This window comes from Pirellulimonas nuda (assembly GCF_007750855.1).
Taxonomy (GTDB): Bacteria; Planctomycetota; Planctomycetia; order Pirellulales; family Lacipirellulaceae; genus Pirellulimonas; species Pirellulimonas nuda.
Genome location: NZ_CP036291.1, coordinates 3,300,383 through 3,320,100 on the forward strand (window position 1 = coordinate 3,300,383; position 19,718 = coordinate 3,320,100).

Consider the following 19,718-nt stretch of genomic DNA (forward strand, 5'->3'; position numbering starts at 1 on the left):
CGAGTGGGTTTCGAGTGTTTGTTTTTCCGGGCTAGAGACTTGCTTGCCGGGGAATCCAGCAGTTGCCCGATCAGCTTGCAACCAAACAACGACCAAGAGGCGAGGACACGATGCGGCAGTCAAAAAGGCTTCTCTTTGAGGTGCTTGAGTCTCGTCAGCTACTGGCCGCAGACCTAATTATTACTGAGTTTGTCGCCTCGAATCAGGATTCTCTCCTCGACGGCAGCGGCGCGTCGTCGGACTGGATCGAGATCTTCAACAATGGCGACCAGAGCATTGATCTCGCCGGGCACGCGTTGACCGACGACCCCGATGAGCTAGACAAGTGGGAGTTTCCCAGTCGGCTGCTCGGGGCGGGGGAATACTTGGTTGTCTTCGCGTCCGGCAACGCGACGCCTGATCCGGCGGGCAATCTGCATACCAACTTTTCCCTCGCGGCCGGGGGTGAGTACTTGGCGCTGTCTGATCCCAGCGGGACGGTGCTGTCGGAGTTTGGCTCCAGCGCCGAGAACTACCCAGCCCTCGGCAGCGACGAAGCCTATGGCCTCGCGTTTGATTCCATCGTGAGCGCGGTCGTAACCCCCACGAGTGGCGTCCGGTACCTCATACCTACTAACAACGCCGTCGATGCGCACTGGACGGGCAATGCGTTTAACGATTCTGCCTGGCAATCAGGTACGGCGAGCCTTGGGTTTGAGGACACCCCCGCCGACTTTCAGGACCTCATTCTGACGCCCGTCCCCCAAGGGACGGCGTCGTTGTACGTACGCATCCCCTTTACGGTTACGGACCCAAACACGCTTCTCGATACCCTCCAAATGAAGTACGACGATGGCTTCATTGCTTATCTCAACGGCACACGGATCACGAGCGCCAATGCCCCTGCCCTCAGCGGGTACAATTCCGTAGCAACCGCCCAGCATCCCGACGGTCTGGCGGTCGATTTCGTAGACTTTGACGTAAGCGCCTATTCTGGCGCACTGGTCGTTGGCAGCAACACCCTGGCCATCCACCTGCTCAATCGAAACAGCAGCAGTTCCGATTTGCTGATGGCGCCACGCCTCACAACGACGACGGGGGGCCTGCTCCTGCCGCCGGTCGAGGGGCGGCTATTGGCGCCCACGCCCGCGCGCCCCAACACGAACGTGCTGGCGGGCGCCGTCGAGTTTTCTCGCGTCGGCGGCGCGTTTGCGGGATCATTCCAACTGACCATGTCGTCCGCCGGGCCAAACGAGACGATCCGCTACACCACGGATGGAACCCTGCCGACCGCCGCTTCGCCCGCGTACAGCGGCGCGATCACCGTGAGTGCGACGACGCAGTTCCATGCCCGGGCCTATGGGCCCGTGGGGCAGCTTGGCCCGGTCACCGTCGAGACCTACTCGCACACCGAGGCGTCGACGTTCAGCTTCACGTCGGACCTGCCGATTGTCGTCATCGAGAACCTCGGCCAGGGCGTGCCCGGGGAAGAGTTTGAGGACGCCGCGCTGGCGCTCTACGACATCGACGAGGAGACGGGGCGCAGCGCGCTCTCCCACCCCGCTGACGTCACGACCCTCATCGGCCAACATCGACGCGGGTCGAGCACGCTGAACAACCCCAAGCCGAATCTCCGCATCGAGCTGCGCGACGCTTTCGGTGAAGACCAAAGCATGTCCCTGTTGGGGATGCCCGACGAGTCGGATTGGATCCTGTCCGGTCCCTACCGGTTCGATCGCGCCATGATCCGGGACACGCTGCTGCACGACCTCAGCAATCAGATGGGCCGCTACGCCGTGCGTACCCGCTTCGTCGAGGTCTACGCCAACACCAATGGCGGCTCGCTCGACGGCGGTGACTACCTGGGTGTTTACGTGTTGATGGAGAATATCAAGCGGGACGGCGATCGGGTCGATATCGACGCCCTGGAGCCCGGTCATAATTCCGAGCCCGAGATCACCGGCGGATACATCATCAAGATCGACCGCGCAGACGGTGAGTCTGGCAGTAGTTGGTCGACCTCGCGGGGCGTGCCGAACCGAGGGGGAGCTCGCTTCGTGCACGTCGAACCCGAGCGGGCCGATATGACCGATGAACAGGTGTCCTACATCCGCGGTTACGTGCAGGACCTGGAAGACGCCCTCTACGGTCCGAACTCAACCGACCCGATCCTCGGCTACGAAGCCTATCTGGACGTGGAGGCGTCGATCGATCACCACATCCTTCGCGTGTTTTCGCTCGAGCCCGATGCGTTGGGGCTGAGCACCTTTCTCACCAAGGACCGCGATGGAAAGCTGAGTTTCGGGCCGCTTTGGGACTCAGATCGATCGATGGGTTCCGACGGCGACCTTCGCTCCTCCAACCCGGAAGCATGGTTCTCCGGTGTAGACTTTTTCGAGTTTGACTGGTGGGGCGAACTGTTCAAGGACCCCGATTTCTTGCAGGGGTGGGTCGATCGCTGGCAAGAGCTGCGCCAGACAACGCTCAGTGACGCGAACCTGTTGGCGACGATAAACGCTCAAGCCTCGCAACTCGCCGAGGCTCAGGCCCGGAACTTCGCGCGTTGGCCAGAAGTGGCGCCCAACGGGGGCGAGTTTGCCCAGCCGGGGCTGACCGGATGGGAAGCCGAGGTGAGCCACCTGGCTGGGTGGGTGTTGGCGCGTGCGAGTTGGATTGATGGGCAACTGATCGCCGCCCCGACGCTGGCCCCCAACCCGGGGAACGTATCGGCGGGTGTTCAAGTGGTTCTCGCCTCCAACCAGCCCGGCGCCGACATCTACTACACGCTCGACGGGACCGATCCCCGGTCGGAAGGCGGCGGCATTTCGCCTACGGCGATGCTCTTTACAGCGCCCATCGCCATCAACGCGACGACGCAGGTTACCGCCCGAGCGATGGGGACGCCCGCCGAAAGCGTCGGGCAGACCCCGGGCGTCAGCCCCTGGAGCCGGGCGGTCGCGGGTCTGTACGCGGTAGAGGTCCCTGCCTCGTCCGCCAATCTGCGGATCACGGAGTTGCACTACCATCCCGCTGATCCATCTCCGAGCGAACTCAACGCGGTTCCCGGCACAGACGAAGACGATTTCGAGTTTGTTGAGTTGCTCAATGTGAGCGACGACGCGATCAGCCTGAACCAGGTGAGGCTGGGCGAGGCCGTCGACTTCGACTTTAGCACGGGCTTGATCACGTCACTCGCGCCGGGCGAAACAGCCTTGGTCGTCAAGAACATCGCGGCGTTTGAAGCGCGGTACGGGACCGGCTTCCCAATCGCTGGCGAATACTCCGGCAAGTTCGCGGATAGCGGCGAGCGTGTCACGCTCGCCGATAGCACCGGCCTGCTGATTCATGATTTCACGTACTCCGATGCCGCTCCGTGGCCCGCTGCCGCCGACGGCGACGGCCCTTCGTTGGAGGTCATTGACGCACTTGGCAGTCTCAGTCAGCCGACGAATTGGCGTATCAGCGCAGCGGATGGCGGGACGCCTGGCGTAGCACAGGCCTTGGGGTTGGTCGGCGACTATGATCGCAACGGCTTCGTGGAAGAGGCAGACTACGGCATCTGGAGGAGCACGTTTGGATCGACCGTCGATCTCCGCGCAGATGGCAACGGCGACCAGGTTGTCGACGCGGCGGACTACACGGTCTGGCGGGACAACCTGGGGCAGCCCGCCGTAGCCTCCTTGGCAGTAGCGACCGCCGCCCTAGATGGTTCGGTTTCGCCAGTCGGGGTGAAGGCTGAAGCAGTGGCCGCGCTGGCGGCGCCGTTCGAGGACGGCCAAGCTCTCAAGAGTGACGCCTGGGTGCAGGCCGCCTACTCGCAACTGGTGGCTAGTCAAGTTGCGCCGACGGCCAAGCTGCCCAGAGGACGGCATGAAGCGTCGTCTGATCTGGCGCAGCCGCAGACCTCCCCTGCAGTCCACCCATGGAGCCGGGATACGGCGTTCTTGAGGCACGAGCTTCAGAGCGGCGACCGTCGGGCGGTGCGTGACGCCTCGACGGGCCGCCCACACGGGCTGGGCGGCGCAGGGAGCAAAGCGTCCCGGGCGGTCGACGAGGTGTTCGCCGAGTGGACGGCGTTTCGCCGAGGCCACAACGTTCAAGGCTCGGCCTTGTCGGACAGTCGCTAGCTTGCCGTCGGCGAATCCAGGCGCCGCGTAGACGCAGCGACTCTCCGCGGTCTCGTCGTATTTCTTCCGGCGCCTGTCGCAATCAGGCGCCTTCGGCAGCCGTGGCGGCGTGGGGACCAAGGCTGCCCGGCAGTTCTCAGCTTGGGCGTGCCGCGTCCGTTTCCTGTGTCGGGGATTCGTCGTAGAATACCTTGGCTCCTCTTGTACGTTCGTCCCAATACTTTTTCTGCTGCTCATCCTTGTGTCGCCACAAGAAAGGATCCCGTCCCATGGCTTGGTCAACTCGATCGGCGCCACGTAGCGCGCGACCCACCGTCGGGGGCTTCACGCTCGTCGAGCTGCTGGTGGTGGTGATCGCCATCATCGGCATCCTCGTCGCGCTGTTGCTGCCCGCGGTCCAGTCGGCGCGCGAAGCGGCGCGTCGGTCGCAATGCACCAACAACCTCAAGCAGTTCGCGCTGGCGATGCACAGTTACGAGTCCGCCCAGGGGAAGTTCCCGAAGGGGATCGATGGGAACGCCGCGATCGGGCTCAACGCGACCGCCCAGGTCTTCTTGCTCCCTTATATGGAGGAGACTTCGATCGAGGAGGGCTGGGACTACAACGCGAAGGCCGACGGGAACTTCCCTTCGGCCGGCGTACGGATCCCTTCGTTCTTCTGTCCGTCCGATGACGCGGGGGGGAGGCTTGTGGCGACAACCAACGCGAATCGACTTTTTTCCCGCTCAAACTACGTCACCTGTTTCGGCAGCACGACGATGCTTGCCGATCAGGGGGCTCAGCCCATTTGGAACAAGCACAACGGCAGTCTTGTTGACTTCTCCAATGACGGGGCGTTCGGGGTGGATAGCAAGACCACATTCGCAAAGATGACCGACGGGAGCTCCAACGTGATCGTCGCCAGTGAGGTCCTGAGTGGCAGGGATGATGACGGCACCAATGCGGGAAGTTGCAGTTCCACGTTCTGTGTCGATGTCCGCGGGGTTTGGACATCCTTCCTGCCCGGGGCCTCGTGGTACACCCACTTCAACACGCCCAACGGCGTCGCAGACGCGGGGCCGATCGGGGGAGCGGGACGTAGCTGGTTGGTCAATGAGACGAACCCATGGATGCCGGCGATCCCTGGCGCCGGCGACAAGTACGATCAGTTTCACGCCAGCGCTCGCAGCGTCCATCCGGGTGGGGTGCTGGCCGCCTACGGAGACGGCCACGTCGACTTTATCCCCGACGAGATCGACGCCCTCACCTGGAGGGCGCGTGCCGCGATCGATGACGGCAACGTTGTATCCCCTCAATGATCGCCGGCAGCCTGGGCGCCCTTTTGCCGTCAGCAAGTTTGGCCCTGTGAGACCATGTTGAAACGAGATCCTTCGAGCGGCGTCCGCCGGGCGGCGGCAGCCGCGTTTTACCATTGCGCTGGCAGGGTGTGGCGGCTCTGACCGGCGCCCGCAGAGCGGCGCCATCCGTTTCGACGGCGAGCCGGTCGGGTAAGGCTACGTGCAGTTCACGCCCATGGCGGGGACCACGGGGCCCACGTCCGGCGCCGTTATCAAGGACGGCGCCTATGAAGTCGCCTCGGAGAGCAGGCTGATGCAGGGCAGCTGCCGTGCAGAGGCTCAGGCTTGGAAACGCTCGGGTGCGGTGTCGGCGGACCCCGTGACGGGCGAGAAGTTTCAAGGCGGAAACCTAGTGCAGGTGTGGCCAGCCAAATACAACAAGCTGACCGTGGAGATCGAGCCGGCAAACGAACGTTCGATTTACATCTCAAGCCGTGACCCGCGGGCCGTCGTCCCTGCTATGCGTCGCCACGCCACCCGCCAATCGGGTCTCTCGGTAAAGGGAGCTTTGGCGGGGTCGCTGTCCAACCCTCAGGCTCTAATCGTGAGCCACACAGCGGATCTCGCCCCGCTGCGGGCCCCATTCGCGGCGAGCGGGCCAACTCGGCCTGCGCCGCGTGGTAGAATCGGCGGGGGCGAACGCTCCTTCCACTGCCGCCCCGGGCCTGCTACCGGACGCCTACGTTGATGTAGAACACCATGCTCCGCTACCTGCTGTTCCCGGTCGAGACAATCACCTACGGCCCCTCGTACGGCTGGATACGGCTGATGGTGCGTTCGCCGCGGCCGCTCGACCCGGACGAGGTTTGGGAGCGGATCACCGGGAGGCTGCCGCCGGCGTTCGACTGGCTGCGGAAGAACTACCCGCCGACATTCATGCGGAGCCTGCTGATCGCGGGCAAGATGCGCCAAGCCCACGTCAGGGGCATCGCGGCGCACTACGACGTCTCCAACGCCTTCTACGAGCTGTTCCTCGACAGCAAGTACATGTTCTACACGTGCGCCGACTTCCCGACGGGCCGCGAAACCATCGAGGAAGCGCAGGCGATCAAGGCGGACCACCTCGTCTCGCTCATCGACCCCAAACCGGGCGAGCGGATCCTCGAACTGGGCTGCGGCTGGGGCGCGATGCTCAAGCGGATCTACGAAGAGACCCACGACAAGGCCAACCTGCACGGCTTCACGCTGTCCCAGGAGCAGGTCGCCTACAACGGGGACAACAACGGGTTCAACGTCGAGTTCCGCGACTTCATCAAGACCGACTATCCCGCTGAGCACTATGACAAGATCTACTCGATCGGCGCCTGGGAGCACGTCCGCCCGAAGGACATCTTCCCACTGATGCAGAAGCTGCACGGGGCGCTCAAGCCGGGGGGCCGCCTCGTGCAGCACTTCTTCTGCCGCAACGAGAAGCGGATCCCCACCACCGCGGTCGCCGGGCAGGTGTTTTTCCCGGGATCGCTCAACTCCGCGTACGCGGACCACGTGAAGTGGAACGAGGCCGCCGGGTTCACGATCACGCAGCGCTCTATCCACGACTACCGCCCGACGCTGCGGGCGTGGTTCGAGAACCTGGTCGCCAACCGCGACCGGGCGATCGAGCTGGTGGGCGTCGAGACCTACAACCGCTACCTGGTTTTCTTCCCGTCCGCGTACCGCTACTTCGACGACGGCGTGGGGATGCTGGTGCGGTGGGTGATGCAGAAGCGGTGAAGGACCCAGCGGGGAACCGGCGCTGGTCGGCCGACGTTCGGACCGCTTGGCGCCGAGCGCGCACCCTCCCCCTCCCCTACCCCTCCCCTGGGGGTTCGGTGGCCGTGGCATTTGCCCTTCCTCGTCGACGGTGGTTGAGCGGACCAGGCGGCGCGGGCCTTCGGCGGCCATGTTTATGCGGTGGGTTCGGTGGAACCGCTTGTCTGCGGCCGGGACGCCGACCACCGGGTTTCCCAAGGGGCGCCGCTTCTTGCTATGATTGAGCCGTCCCGCTTGTCTCACTCCGCGCGGCCGTTCGCCACACGGCGGACCCCGAGGCGACGCACGCCCGGGCGTCGGGCCGTTCGCACCCGCCGGTTCACTACGGTTCGCCATGCTATCGACCCGCCTGCCCCTCGCGGCGCTGCTGCTCTTGGCCGCCACGGCGGGCGCCGCGGCGGCCGAGCAGCCGGTACGGCTGATCTTTGACACCGACATGGGCAACGACGTCGACGACGCGCTCGCCCTGGGGGTGATCCATGCGCTCGCCGATCGGGGAGAATGCGAGCTGCTGGCGGTCACCCTCACCAAGGACCACCCGCTATGCGCGCCGTACGTCGACTTGGTCAACACCTTCTACGGGCGGGGCGACACGCCGATCGGCGTGACGCACAGCGGGGTCACCCCGCAGGAGAGCCGCTTCTTGCCCCTCGCCCAGGCGACGGACAACGGAGCGCTGCGGTACCCGCACGACCTGACTTCCGGCGATCAAGCAGCCGAGGCGATCGGGCTGTTGCGACGCGTCCTTGCCGAGCAGCCCGACCGGTCGGTCGTCATCGTGCAGGTCGGTTTTTCGACCAACCTGGCTGCGCTACTCGATTCGCCCCCCGACGGGCGCTGCCCACTGAATGGGCGCGACCTTGCCCAGGCCAAGGTCAAGTTCGTCAGCGCGATGGCGGGGGCGTACGGGCCGGTCGACGGCCGGCCCAAGCGTGAGTACAACGTCGAGAAGGACGCCTCGTCGGCCCGCGCGGTGGCCGCCGGGTGGCCGACGCCCATTGTTTTCAGCGGTTTCGAAGTGGGGCAGGCCGTCCGGTACCCGGCCGCGAGCATCGAGAACGACTTCCGCTACGCGTCGCACCACCCGCTGGCGGAGGCGTACCAGCTCTACCAGCCGACCCCCCACGAGCGTCCCTGCTGGGACCTCACCAGCGTGCTCTACGCGATCCGGCCCTGCCGCGGCTACTTCGGCCTCTCTCCCGCTGGCCGCGTCGCGGTCCAGCAGGACGCGACAACCCGGTTCACACCCTCCGCGGACGGGCCGCACCGGTTCTTGACGGTCGATCGCGACCAGGTATTGAGAACGACCGAAGCCCTGGCTCAGCTCGCCAGTCAGCCCCCCCGACTCGGCCCGGGTCTCCAGGCCGCCCCTTAGCGAAACGCATCGGGAGACAGGATCGATGAAACGCCGCCGCTTTCTCAAGACCAGCCTCGCCGCCCTGGCGGCCGGCGCGGTCGGTTCTCACGCCTTCGCCCGGAACGTCGACAAGCGCCCCCGGGTGGGGCTCATCGGTGCTGGGTGGTACGGGAAGACCGACCTCTATGCGCTCTGCCAAGTGGCGCAGGTCGACGTGGTCGGTCTGGCCGACCCCGATTCCAAGATGCTCGACGAGGCCGCCCTGCGGGCGGCCCGCTGGCAGGAGTCCAACAAACAGCCGCGCACGTACCGAGACTACCGCGAGATGCTGGGGAATCACGGGCTGGACATCGTGCTGATCGGGACCCCCGATCACTGGCACGCGCTGCCGATGATCCAGGCGGTCCAGCAGGGCGCTGACGTCTACTGTCAGAAGCCGATCAGCGTAGACGTGGTCGAGGGCCAGGCGATGCTCGCCGCGGCGAGGCGGCATACGCGGGTGGTCCAGGTCGGCATGCAGCGTCGTTCGACGCCGCACATGGTGCAAGCGATCGAAGAAGTGATCGAACCGGGCCTGCTGGGAGCGATCGGCCACGTCGAGATTTGTTGTTACTACCACATGCGGGACAACCGCAAGGCGGAGGACGCCGCGCCCCCGCCGCATCTGGACTACGACCTCTGGACGGGGCCCGCGCCCATGCGGCCCTACAACCCGCTGGTGCATCCCCGCCGGTGGCGGCTGTTCACCGAGTACGGCAACGGGATCATGGGCGACATGGGGGTCCACATGCTCGACATGGTGCGGTGGATGCTGAAGCTCGGCTGGCCCAGCCGGGTCTACTCCGACGGCGGGATCCGTGTCGACCGGGGGGGCACGGCGAACATCCCCGACACCCAAACCGCCTGCTTCACGTTCCCCGCTTTCGATGTCGTGTGGACCCACCGCTCCTGGGGCGAAAGCGCCAAGCCCGAGTATCCGTGGGGGGCGTTTATCTACGGTGAGAAGGGGACCCTCAAGGCAAGCGTCAATCGCTGGGAGTTCGAGCCCCACGCAGCGGGCAAGAAGCTACGCCGAGAGGTCGTCAACGAGTTCGACAAGTACCCGCAGGATCAGCAAGAGAAAGACCTCGACCCCCTCACCGCGGCGGCCAACCGGCGGCACCAACGCGACTTTCTCGAGGCGATCCAACAGCGGAGCCGCCCCGTGGCGGACATCGAGCAGGGGCACATTTCGGCCGCCAGCTGCATCCTGGCTAACCTCTCGATGCGGCTCGGCCGGCAGCTCGCCTGGGATGCAGAGAAGCACGCGGTGGTCGACGACCCCGACGCCAACAAGCTCCTGGCCCGCCCCTACCGCGCGCCCTGGGTTCATCCGTAGCCGGTCGATACGCCAGAAGCGGCGCTGCGAAGTGAACTGCGAGCGGCCCAATCGCGTTTCTCGCCCGCCGCAGGTCCGTCTCCAACCGCTGCTGCTGCTGCTGCGCCGAAGGCCTCTCGCTCCCACGGCCAAAGACCCTCGCCGCAGAGCCCAACAACTGCTTCTTCCAGCCGCAGTACGGTGTCGGGTTGCTCCCCTCCCGGCGGCGCAGCTCGCTGACCTCCGCCGAGCCGTCCAGCCCCGAAAGCACGATCCGCAGTTTCGGTGATCAGGTTCAACTCCGACGCTTCTTCTTCTCGCTCATCGACTCGTCCTTCCTGAAAAAAGACCAGGATTCTACCAAGGAAATAGGGCGGGGCTAACTTGACAGGCGTCCAACTTGGGGTGAAGTTCGACAATGTCCACCTCAGCGACTTAGCCGATCCTCCAATCCGCCGCGGCTGATACAACCGCTGTCGCGAACGACTCACTCACGCTATCAGCTGTCTGTCGTGGCCCTGCAGTTGAGAGACGAACATCCTTCCGTTCCGTGGCGGCGCGGGCCGGTACGCCCGCCCGAGCGTGGAATTCCCCATTCTCAGACCAGCGACTTGAAACAAGGCCGGCTTTCCGATCCGACAGTTGTGTGGCTAGCCCAAGATATGTCGGCGTGGAACCACAGAGGTCATGGCGTTCTGCGCTTCCTCATTCTTCCTTCTTATCCGGCGTCCAAGTTTACCTTAGCCACCGTTCGGTCTACCGAGATCCGTCCACAACAACAGCCGCCGCCTTTTGGTCGGTGCGCGTCGCCGGGGAAAGCCATCGTGAGAAACTCCGCCACGATCTTACTCTTAGAGATAGCCTGTCTAGCGAGCGTCGCACTTGCCTGCCTGAACGCAAAAGGCGAGCCAGGCGCCGCTCCGACAGTCGATTCGCCGCGGCCTCGCGTTCTCGTCACCAGCGACGGCGAGATTGACGACGAGTGCTCGATGGTGCGCTTCCTGCTCTACGCGAACGAGTGGGACATCGAGGGCATCATTACTTCAAGCTCTCAGTACCATTGGCGCGGGCACAAATGGGCCGGTGACGACTGGGTTCAGCCGTACCTTCGCGCCTACGCGGAGGTCTATCCAAATCTCTTAACGCACGACTCGCGGTACCCTACGCCCGAGCATCTCCAAGCGGTGACGTTCCTTGGCAACGTGGAAGCCGAGGGCGAGATGGAAGCCATTACGCCCGGTTCACAGCAGATCGTCAAAGTACTCTTAGACGAATCGGACAACCGCCCCGTGTGGGTCCAGGCCTGGGGCGGGACGAACACGATCGCCCGCGCGCTGAAGACGATCGAAGAGTCGCATCCGGAGAAGATGGCCTACGTAGCGAACAAGCTCCGCCTCTTCCTCATCTGGGAGCAAGACGCGACTTACCAAGATTACATCCGGCCTCACTGGGGCAAGTACGAGATCCCAACGATTATCTCCGACCAGTTCCTCGCCCTCGCGTACTACTGGGATACGATCATCCCGCCTGAGCAGCGGGCGTTCTTCGTCGGCAAGTGGATGAACCAGCACGTCCTCAAGGACCACGGCCCGCTCTGCTCGCTCTACAAGGCAAAGGTGAACGGCGACTTCCGTTCCGAGGGGGACTCGCCCGCCTTCATGCACACGATCCCCAATGGGCTCAGGAGTCTCGAATCACCCGGCTGGGGCGGCTGGGGCGGGCGCTATACGAGGGTACGCGACAACACGTGGCTCGACCCGGTCGCTGACCGGGCGTACCAGTATCCTGAGGGTCGCTGGTACACCGGGTCAGCCTGGGGACGCAGGCGGATCAAGGACGAACGTCCCGATGATCGGGAGCTAGCGGCGTACCTCAAGCCAATCTGGCGTTGGTCCGACGCCTTCCAGAACGACTTTGCGTCGCGTGCCGACTGGTGCGTAAAGCGCTATGGCGAATCGAATCATCCACCCGTGGCAGCGCTAGCCCACGCCAACAATTTGAAGGCTCGGCCGAAGGCGACCGTCAACCTGAGCGCACAGGGTACGAGCGACCCCGACGGTGACAAGCTGGATTACCGATGGTGGCATTACCAGGAGCCGAGCTCGTACGGCGGGACGATTGAGATTGAAGACTTCAAGATGCAAGAGGCCTCGCTGACAGCGCCCTCCGACGCGGCCGCGGGCGAAACGATTCACATCGTGTGCGAAGTGACGGACCACGGCTCGCCACCGCTGACACGGTACCAGCGCGTGGTTGTCGAGGTTGAATAGAAACTGCCTTCTCCCGCCGTCGTGGTCCACCCGGGCGGCACTTTCCGAACCAAGTGAACGGACGATGCACACAATAATGCGGTACGTTGCTGCCCTGCTGATCGGTTCCGCGGTCGCGACTAGCGGCTTTGCCGCCGAGTTGCTTTCCTTCCCGGGCGCCGAGGGTTACGGCAAGCACACCATCGGCGGGCGGGGCGGCGTCGTCTACGAGGTGACTAACCTCAACGACTCGGGGGAAGGGAGTCTTCGCGCAGCGGTCGAAGCGTCGGGCCCTCGGACGATCGTGTTCCGGGTGTCGGGCGCGATTGCATTGAAGAAGCAGCTGACCATCCGCAACCCGTACATCACGATCGCTGGACAATCGGCGCCGGGGGACGGCATCTGCCTGCGTGGCTTTCCGCTGATGATTTCTGCCGATGAGGTCATCGTTCGTTACTTGCGGATTCGATACGGCGATGAGGCGGGACGCGCCGATGACGCGGTCTCGAGCCGCTACAACAAGAACCTGATCCTCGACCACTGCTCCGCCAGTTGGAGCGTCGACGAAGCGGTCTCGATCTACCACAACGAGAACGTCACCGTTCAATGGTGCCTGATCTCGGAGAGTCTCTACCAGTCGAAGCACGACAAGGGTCACCACGGCTTTGGCGGCATCTGGGGTTCGAACCACAGCACCTACCACCACAATCTGCTCGCGCACCACTCGAGTCGCAATCCTCGCTTTGCTTCGGGCTGCGGCAATACAGACTAACGAAACAACGTTGTCTACAACTGGGGATACAACAGTTCCTACGGCGGAGAAAAGCAGCAGCAGGGGAACGATCGGTTCAATTTCACTCGCATCAATATGGTCGCCAACTACTACAAACCGGGGCCCGCCACGCAGCCCGGCGAAGTGTCGCACCGCATCGCGAACCCGACTTCCCGTGGCGACGAGGACTACGGCGATTGGTACGTCGCTGACAACGTGATGGTGGGCGACGCCGCGGTGACCGCGGACAACTGGGACGGCGGCGTGCAGCCCCAGGGTGGCGGGGAGGTGATTGCAGACATCAAGCTCGATGAGCCGTGGCCGGCAATGGCGATCGAGCAACAATCCGCCGAGGAGGCGTACCGCTTAGTTTTGGAGAACGTTGGCGCCACGCTGCCCAGGCGCGACCCGGTCGATCGACGCGTCATCGAAGAGACCCGCCTAGGCAAGGCGACCTACGCCGGCGCAAGCTACGACAACGGGCGCGCCGGCGTTGGGCAGGCCGTCAGGACCGGCATCATTGACTCTCAGTCCGACGTCGGTGGCTGGCCGGAACTGACCAGTGCCGACGCCCCCCGAGACACCGACCACGACGGCATGCCCGATCAATGGGAATCGTCCAACGGCCTGAACCCGAACGACGCAAGCGACCGAAACCAAACGGCCGCTGACGGCTACACCATGCTCGAGACCTACTTGAACCGTATTGAGTGAGGATCGAACCTGGCTCACATCCGACGGCCAGCGTACGGTGTGGTGCGGCGAACGCGGCCAGCCTCTTCGTTCGTCCTGCAATCTCCTGGGCACCAACGATGGCCGCGATCTCGGTCGGCTTAAAATCGCGCTGGGTTGGACCAGCAAGAGCGAGTTGCATCCGACGCTAAGCTGCTGAGGTGCAGCTCACCTCCCTCGGCTCGCCGATAGGCCAACTGTGCTCGAGGGCGCCTAACCCTGAGCGGCCATGGTCGGCCCCAAGCTTCAGCGGAGTCCTCGCGGAGATCGGACCTCTGCAGCTCAGCCCTGGGGGCGAGCCGCCAGGCCCCACCAGCAGCCGTCAGACGCAATGTGTCATGGGGGCTGCCCAAGGGGCCAGCTGCTCCGCATAGTTTACCCTGAGACCCCTAGAATCCGTCGCAGCTCCTATCAGACCGTGGGACCCAATCGGCGACAATGAGCTCGCCGAACCACTGCCTACCCGAGTGGCCTCCCCATGCCACAGCTCTTGCAGCGCGTCAGACGCTTCTTTCGCCCCCGACCCAGCAGGCCCGCCAGGCTGATCGCCCGCATGGACGAAGTATTGCTGCTGATCGCCTAGACCATCCACTCCAAGCTCGGGTCGAGAACCGCACCCGCAGACCACCGCGACGCCTGACGGTCGAGCGAACACAACGGCAATTCTGAGATAATCAACGGCGTCGAAGGTGGACCGGCCGCTCCCGCTGGCGTTCGACGCTCACCTACGCAGTTGCAGCTCACTTCCATCGGGCGACCAACTGGCCAACTGACCAACGGCGCATCAGCTTTAGCGGCACGGAGCGTCAGCAATCTTGCCGACGTGTTCTCGCCCAAAGAAGAGCTCTGCAGCCGCGGCGACTGTCCAACGCGTCGCGCGTGGTCTACTTGCGGCGACTTTGGCGGCACCAAATCTGAACGAAGGGATGTCCACCTCGGCGACTTCGAAGCTATCACGTAACTAAACCGAGATCGACCGGGTTGCGCGCTGCCGGGTGCGTAGAACTCAGCGGGTAGCACGGAGGTGGGATCGAGGACGAAGGAGAAGCGGAACGCTCGTACGTTGAAACGCAAGTCGCTTCGTTCGCAGCGGTTTGCCGAGGCCCTCTGCACGCCGATACAACCGTTGCCGCCACGCCGTTAGGCGAGCCCCCCGGGGGGGCGCCCGCGGGCCGACCTGCGGCAAGCGGACCGAGGCAGCCGCGTTGAGCTTTCGACGCTCGAGTGCTGCCTGCCTCGGTCGCGATTTCGACGGGGACGCACCGTCCCTGTGGTGCGCATGGCGGGTGTAATCGCAACGCTGGATTCGGCGGCGTCAAATTCGGCGCCCTTGAACGACAAGAGAGACGGTTCGTCCATTGTCCGCGGGGCGGAAGCGACCGGCCGGCAAACACGCGGGTATGCATTGGCAGGCGGCGTTGACGCCAGGATGAAATCACGCCGTGGAAACGGCCGGCGGGTCCCCCGAGGGCGGGTTGAGCGGGTCCTTCATGTCGGCGTTGGCGGCCCATACGCTCTTCTCGGCCAACAGCGCGTTTCCGGTCAGAGTTGCGAACGAGACATCGGCGGCGTCTCGCCCGACCCCGATTCGCACCAGTCCGCTCACGGGCGCCAGCCGCGTGGGATCGAAGAGGTACCACTGACCGTCCAGGAAGGCCTCGAAGAAGCCGTGAAAGTCGGGCGGCTGCAGACCAACGGCGTAGCCCGCCACATAGCGCGCCGGGATGCCCACGCCGCGGCACAGCGTGATCGCCAGATGCGCGTAGTCTCGACAGACGCCCGTGCGTTGCAGCACGACGTCGGCAGCGGTGGTCGACGAGGTTGTGCTGCCGGCGGTGTAATCGAGGTGCTCAGAGACCCAATCACAGATCGCCTGCACGCGGCTGAAGCCCCGCGGCAGCTGCCCGAATTCTTCGAAGGAGAACCTCGCTAACAGGTCACTCTCGCAATACCGGCTTGGGTTCAGGTAGGTCAGGACCTCGGGAGGCATGCCCGAGGTCCTCGATTCGCCCACCGCGGTTCGCCGGCATACCTCCGGAGCCAACTCGACGTTCGCTTGATACGAAAGCCGCAACTCACACGGCTGAACAACGATCCGGTGCAGTTGGTTCCCCTCGAGCCCCACCTGGTACCGCTCCACGTTTAGCTGGGGTTCGATTTCCAGCTGCTCCCAGATCACCTTTTGATGTGCTGTGCGCGCCGCAGCGATCTGAAACAAGAACACGGTAGCGAATCGTACTTCGTACTTCAGGTCGGCACGGACGTCGATCTTGGACATGGTTCAGATTTTTCTGGGGGCTTGCGATGGAGCGGGCGTCGCGGCGTTGGCGTCGTGTCAACCCTCGCCCTGGAAAAGATTGGCCGCCCAGTCCATCGGGAGTGAAGCGAGCGACTGAGACAACGTTTGTGTCCACCACCGGGTCACGCCACTGATCTCATCCCCACAAAAACGTTGAAAACGAGCGTGGCGATCCCCTTCGGCGATCACCGCGACATCGATCGGACACTCCACGTCGGTAACGCTCGTGCGCGTGGCGTCGAACGCCAACAGCGCTAGCGCTACGGCAGTTCGGAGAGGGGTCTCAAAGTTGAGCAAGCGATCGAGGATCGGCTTTCCATAGTGGGTCCGCCCGATGATGAAATAGGGCGAATCGGCCGCCGACTCGATCCAGTTGCCTTGCGGGTAAACGAAGAAAAGCTGCGGAGAGAAGTCCTGATGGAGACACCCCCCAATAATCGCGTGCGGGTCCCAGGCCATGCCGCTCGCCGCGAGTGACGCGCCGTCCTCCTCGCGCACCGTGCGGATCTGCTCACCGAACAGGTTCACGACCTTGAAGAGTCGGTCGATCGGCTGCGGTTGCCGTTCGAGTTGCTCGCTGAGATAGGTCAGGGACTTGTCCCGCACCGACCGCAGTCCGCTGGTCATGACGAACAGCGAGTCGTTCGCATGACTCAGGATCGAAAGCTTCTGCTTGCTAACCTGCTCGCTACCGCGAACGATCTGGGTGTCGGCTAACGCGACCACCCCCTGACGAACCTTGATTCCAACGCAGAATGTCATGTTTTGCCCAGGGCTTGCGAACCCGCAGACGCAGGTTAGCACGGATGGCTCGGCCCAACCATTCTCTAGCGCCCCCCTGGTCGGGTCGCAACCGGATCGATTGACCGGACGATTGCAGGTTCACTCCTGCCCCGCAGAGCGTTTGGAGTCAGTACGGATCGCGCCATGCCGCGGTAAGGCGTTCGTGCTTTTCGCCGGGCCTGCGGGATGTGTTGTTCTTGACCAGGGTCAGCGCCGTTCCGCGCAGCAGGCCCATTGACGTCTCGCGCCTGCGGGCGCCGGTTCTTCCGCACCCATTGCCCCGAGTAGCCGACCCCTCCAAAGCTGACGCGCCGCGTCCTACCCCGGCGCGACCCGGTGGCGGCGATCACGACGGCCTCCTGCGGGCCGAACCAGTGGAAAGCATGAATCGCAGAGTCCAGGAAAGCAGTCTTCTTGTCGGCGCCCGTGCGGCGGCCCGGCTACCAAGCACCGGCTCAGCGTCAATCGTACTGCCCTGGGGATCACCACATGGATTGCCCTCGCTACTGCTGAGACGAAGTGCCCGCAGCCGCGCGGCCTCCGGGGCGAGGCGAGGCGCCGCCCGAGGCCGCCCCACGCCTGCCGGCCGTCCCCGCCGAAACGAGGTTGCCCGCCCGGACGGTCGATGCCAACGGCACGCCGTCCGGTCCCCGGAGCCGTGTGCGACTGTCTCTGCCCCAAAAATCGGCGTCGCGGAGGCCGCGAGTGCGGCAGGCGCCGCCGAGCCGCTGCTTCGCGTTGGTCCGCTATCGCTGCAATCGGACGGCGCGTCTACCAGCCAGATCGCCGGCAGCAACACGGCCGACGTCGGTTCGGGCGGGCCGCTGGCGACCACCCCGACGCCCTCGATCGCTCTGCCGATGAGGGAGATGAAACGGAGCACTACGGCGCTGCTGGGGGCCGACAGCCCGACCGAGCCGAAAGTCTTGCCAACCCAGCAGAACATCCGTGTGCAGTCGGTCTCGGGGCTGGTGCTGCATCGCCCGTGTTCTTACCAAGCGGCCCGTTCGGCTCTGGACCCAAGGGCAGCTGCTTACGGACGCCCGGTCTTTGTGATGGCGCCTTCGGATCCCCGTGCGGCGGGCGACGCACGGCTTGACCGCGTACGGCCCAGGGCCTATATTTGCATAAAGCCCCAAATAAACAACTGCCGATAAGAAAGCCATGAACCGAGCCGAGAAAGCCAAGTACGAGACGCGGGCCAGCGTGCTCAAGGCGCTGGCGCATCCCGCCCGGTTGAAGCTGGTCGATGTGCTCTCTGAGCACGACGAGGTGTGCGTTTGTGACCTTACTGAGGAGATCGGCATGGACATGTCGACCGTGTCGCGGCACCTGTCGCAGCTCAAGAACGCCGGCATCGTGGAGAGCGACAAGCGCGGCCAGATGGTGTTCTACAGCCTCCGCGTGAAGTGCCTGAAGAGCCTGTTCGGCTGCATCGAGTCGGTGGTGAAGTGCAATGTCGACCAGCAATTAAAGGTGCTGTCGTAGCGGCAGGCGAACGCGGCTTTTTATTTGGAACAATACTTGCATATTCACGCAAATACGCAACGGTGGTGCGGGACGATGAACCGAGAATGGAAGATATTTGCCGCGTTTCTTGGCGTATTTCTCTTCGCCTACTTCGTGCCGCTGGCGACGCCGCGGTTTGACGGCGAGGCCGACCCCCTGGCCGCGAAGATCACCGGGGCCATCGTCGAGGCGTTCCTCCTGCTCCAATGGTACGCCCGCAACCACACGCTCGCCTGCGTGGCGCCCGCGCTTTTTATCGCCGGCGCCATCACGACGTTTCTCTCCAGGGAATCCGTCCTCAAGCATCTGGGGCCCAAGGCGAACAAGGTCGAGTCCTATTCGGTCGCGTCGGTCTCCGGGACGGTGCTCGCCGTTTGCTCCTGCAGCGTGCTGCCGATGTTTGCAGGGATCTACCGCATCGGAGCAGGCCTGGGGCCTGCTGCTTGCTTCCTCTACGCCGGCCCGGCGATCAACGTGCTGGCGATCTTCCTCACGGCGCGCGTCCTCGGCTTCGAGTTGGGCGTCGCGCGCGTGATTGGCGCCATGGTCTTCGGCGTCATCATCGGTCTCATCATGGCGCTGCTGTTCCGCCGCAGCGAGGACGAGCGGAGCCAGGTCACCATGGCCCAGCCTGACCCGCCCGCCGCAAGCCGACCGCTGTGGCAGAACGCTTCGATGCTGGCCGCGATGCTGGCGTTCCTGGTGTTCAGCGACTGGTTCAACCCGGGCGACAAGGTCGTGCAAACGGCGGATGGCCAGCAGTTCGAGGCGACGCTGCAGTACGAGACCGAGAACAGCCTGGACCTGCGGCTCAAACAGCCGGCCTTCGGACATGAAGCGTCCGAAGTCGTCCGGATCGCCAAGACTGAGATTGCCAGCATCGAGGATGTTGACACCTGGGTGACCCGCATCCACCACTACCGTTGGTACTTGGCGGGAGCGATGGGTGCGCTGGTCGCTGTGATGAGTCTGATGTGGCTCAATCCTCAAGATTTCTCGGAATGGATGGGTCACACCTGGGAATTCTCCAAACTGCTTGTTCCCCTTTTGTTCGGCGGCGTCTTCGTCGTTGGCTTCTTGGGCGCCCTCATTCCGGAGAAACAGGTGGCGGCTTTGGTGGGAGACAACAGCCTTGTGTCCAACCTGATCGCCTCGGTGGTCGGCTGCCTGTTTTACTTTGCGACGCTCACCGAGGTCCCGATCCTTGAAGCCCTGATGCGGAACGGAATGCACAACGGACCGGCGCTAGCGCTCCTCTTGGCCGGACCCGCTCTGTCGCTACCCAGCATCCTCGTGATCCGCAGTGTTGTCGGCAACGCGAAGACCGCGGTGTTCGTAACCCTGGTGGTTGTCATGGCGACGCTTGCCGGGATGGGATTCGGGGCGCTCTACCCGTCGGCGATGACTGCAACCCATCAGGTCGCAGCGTCCGCTGACAGTTCACTTCACCCTTAGGAGAGCCGCG

12 protein-coding genes are annotated in these 19,718 nt (G+C 64.1%); 10 read left to right on the top strand and 2 right to left on the bottom strand.

Annotated elements, in window-relative coordinates; translation table 11 throughout:
• The first annotated feature begins 110 nt into the window (after positions 1-110).
• From Pla175_RS13030 to Pla175_RS25995, 8 genes are all read left to right on the top strand, one after another.
• On the top strand, positions 111-4,106 hold the full coding sequence (locus Pla175_RS13030) for a CotH kinase family protein (RefSeq protein ID WP_145285416.1): 3,996 nt from the start codon (positions 111-113) through the stop codon (positions 4,104-4,106).
• 269 nt (positions 4,107-4,375) lie between these two features.
• Complete coding sequence (locus Pla175_RS13035) at positions 4,376-5,404, top strand: DUF1559 domain-containing protein (RefSeq protein ID WP_145285419.1); 1,029 nt, start codon at positions 4,376-4,378, stop codon at positions 5,402-5,404.
• Positions 5,405-6,142: 738 nt separating this feature from the next.
• Positions 6,143-7,156, top strand: coding sequence for a class I SAM-dependent methyltransferase (locus Pla175_RS13040; RefSeq protein ID WP_145285422.1), 1,014 nt, complete (start codon positions 6,143-6,145; stop codon positions 7,154-7,156).
• A 373-nt stretch (positions 7,157-7,529) separates the two neighbouring features.
• Positions 7,530-8,570: a nucleoside hydrolase gene (locus Pla175_RS13045; RefSeq protein WP_145285425.1), complete on the top strand. Its 1,041-nt coding sequence runs from the start codon at positions 7,530-7,532 to the stop codon at positions 8,568-8,570.
• 25 nt (positions 8,571-8,595) lie between these two features.
• Complete coding sequence (locus Pla175_RS13050; protein ID WP_145285428.1) at positions 8,596-9,930, top strand: Gfo/Idh/MocA family protein; 1,335 nt, start codon at positions 8,596-8,598, stop codon at positions 9,928-9,930.
• Between the two features lie 641 nt (positions 9,931-10,571).
• Positions 10,572-12,179, top strand: coding sequence for a nucleoside hydrolase-like domain-containing protein (locus tag Pla175_RS13055; protein WP_145292088.1), 1,608 nt, complete (start codon positions 10,572-10,574; stop codon positions 12,177-12,179).
• A gap of 64 nt (positions 12,180-12,243) precedes the next feature.
• The gene (locus tag Pla175_RS25990) at positions 12,244-12,930 is read left to right on the top strand and encodes a pectate lyase family protein (RefSeq protein ID WP_197526774.1); all 687 of its coding nucleotides are present in this window, start codon (positions 12,244-12,246) and stop codon (positions 12,928-12,930) included.
• A gap of 96 nt (positions 12,931-13,026) precedes the next feature.
• Positions 13,027-13,644: a hypothetical protein gene (locus Pla175_RS25995; protein WP_197526775.1), complete on the top strand. Its 618-nt coding sequence runs from the start codon at positions 13,027-13,029 to the stop codon at positions 13,642-13,644.
• Positions 13,645-15,097: 1,453 nt separating this feature from the next.
• Here the strand turns inward: Pla175_RS25995 and Pla175_RS13065 are convergent.
• Entirely contained in the window at positions 15,098-15,940 is an 843-nt protein-coding gene (locus Pla175_RS13065) for a transglutaminase-like domain-containing protein (protein WP_145285431.1), read from the bottom strand.
• 57 nt (positions 15,941-15,997) lie between these two features.
• Positions 15,998-16,723 (bottom strand): Ntn hydrolase family protein, encoded by a 726-nt coding sequence (locus Pla175_RS13070; RefSeq protein WP_145285434.1) that lies wholly within the window; start codon positions 16,721-16,723, stop codon positions 15,998-16,000.
• A gap of 1,185 nt (positions 16,724-17,908) precedes the next feature.
• On the opposite strand from Pla175_RS13070, the gene Pla175_RS13075 reads away from it, so the two are divergent.
• Entirely contained in the window at positions 17,909-18,232 is a 324-nt protein-coding gene (locus Pla175_RS13075) for an ArsR/SmtB family transcription factor (RefSeq protein ID WP_145285437.1), read from the top strand.
• Between the two features lie 24 nt (positions 18,233-18,256).
• Entirely contained in the window at positions 18,257-19,708 is a 1,452-nt protein-coding gene (locus Pla175_RS13080) for a permease (RefSeq protein ID WP_231953876.1), read from the top strand.
• The last annotated feature ends 10 nt before the right edge of the window (positions 19,709-19,718 follow it).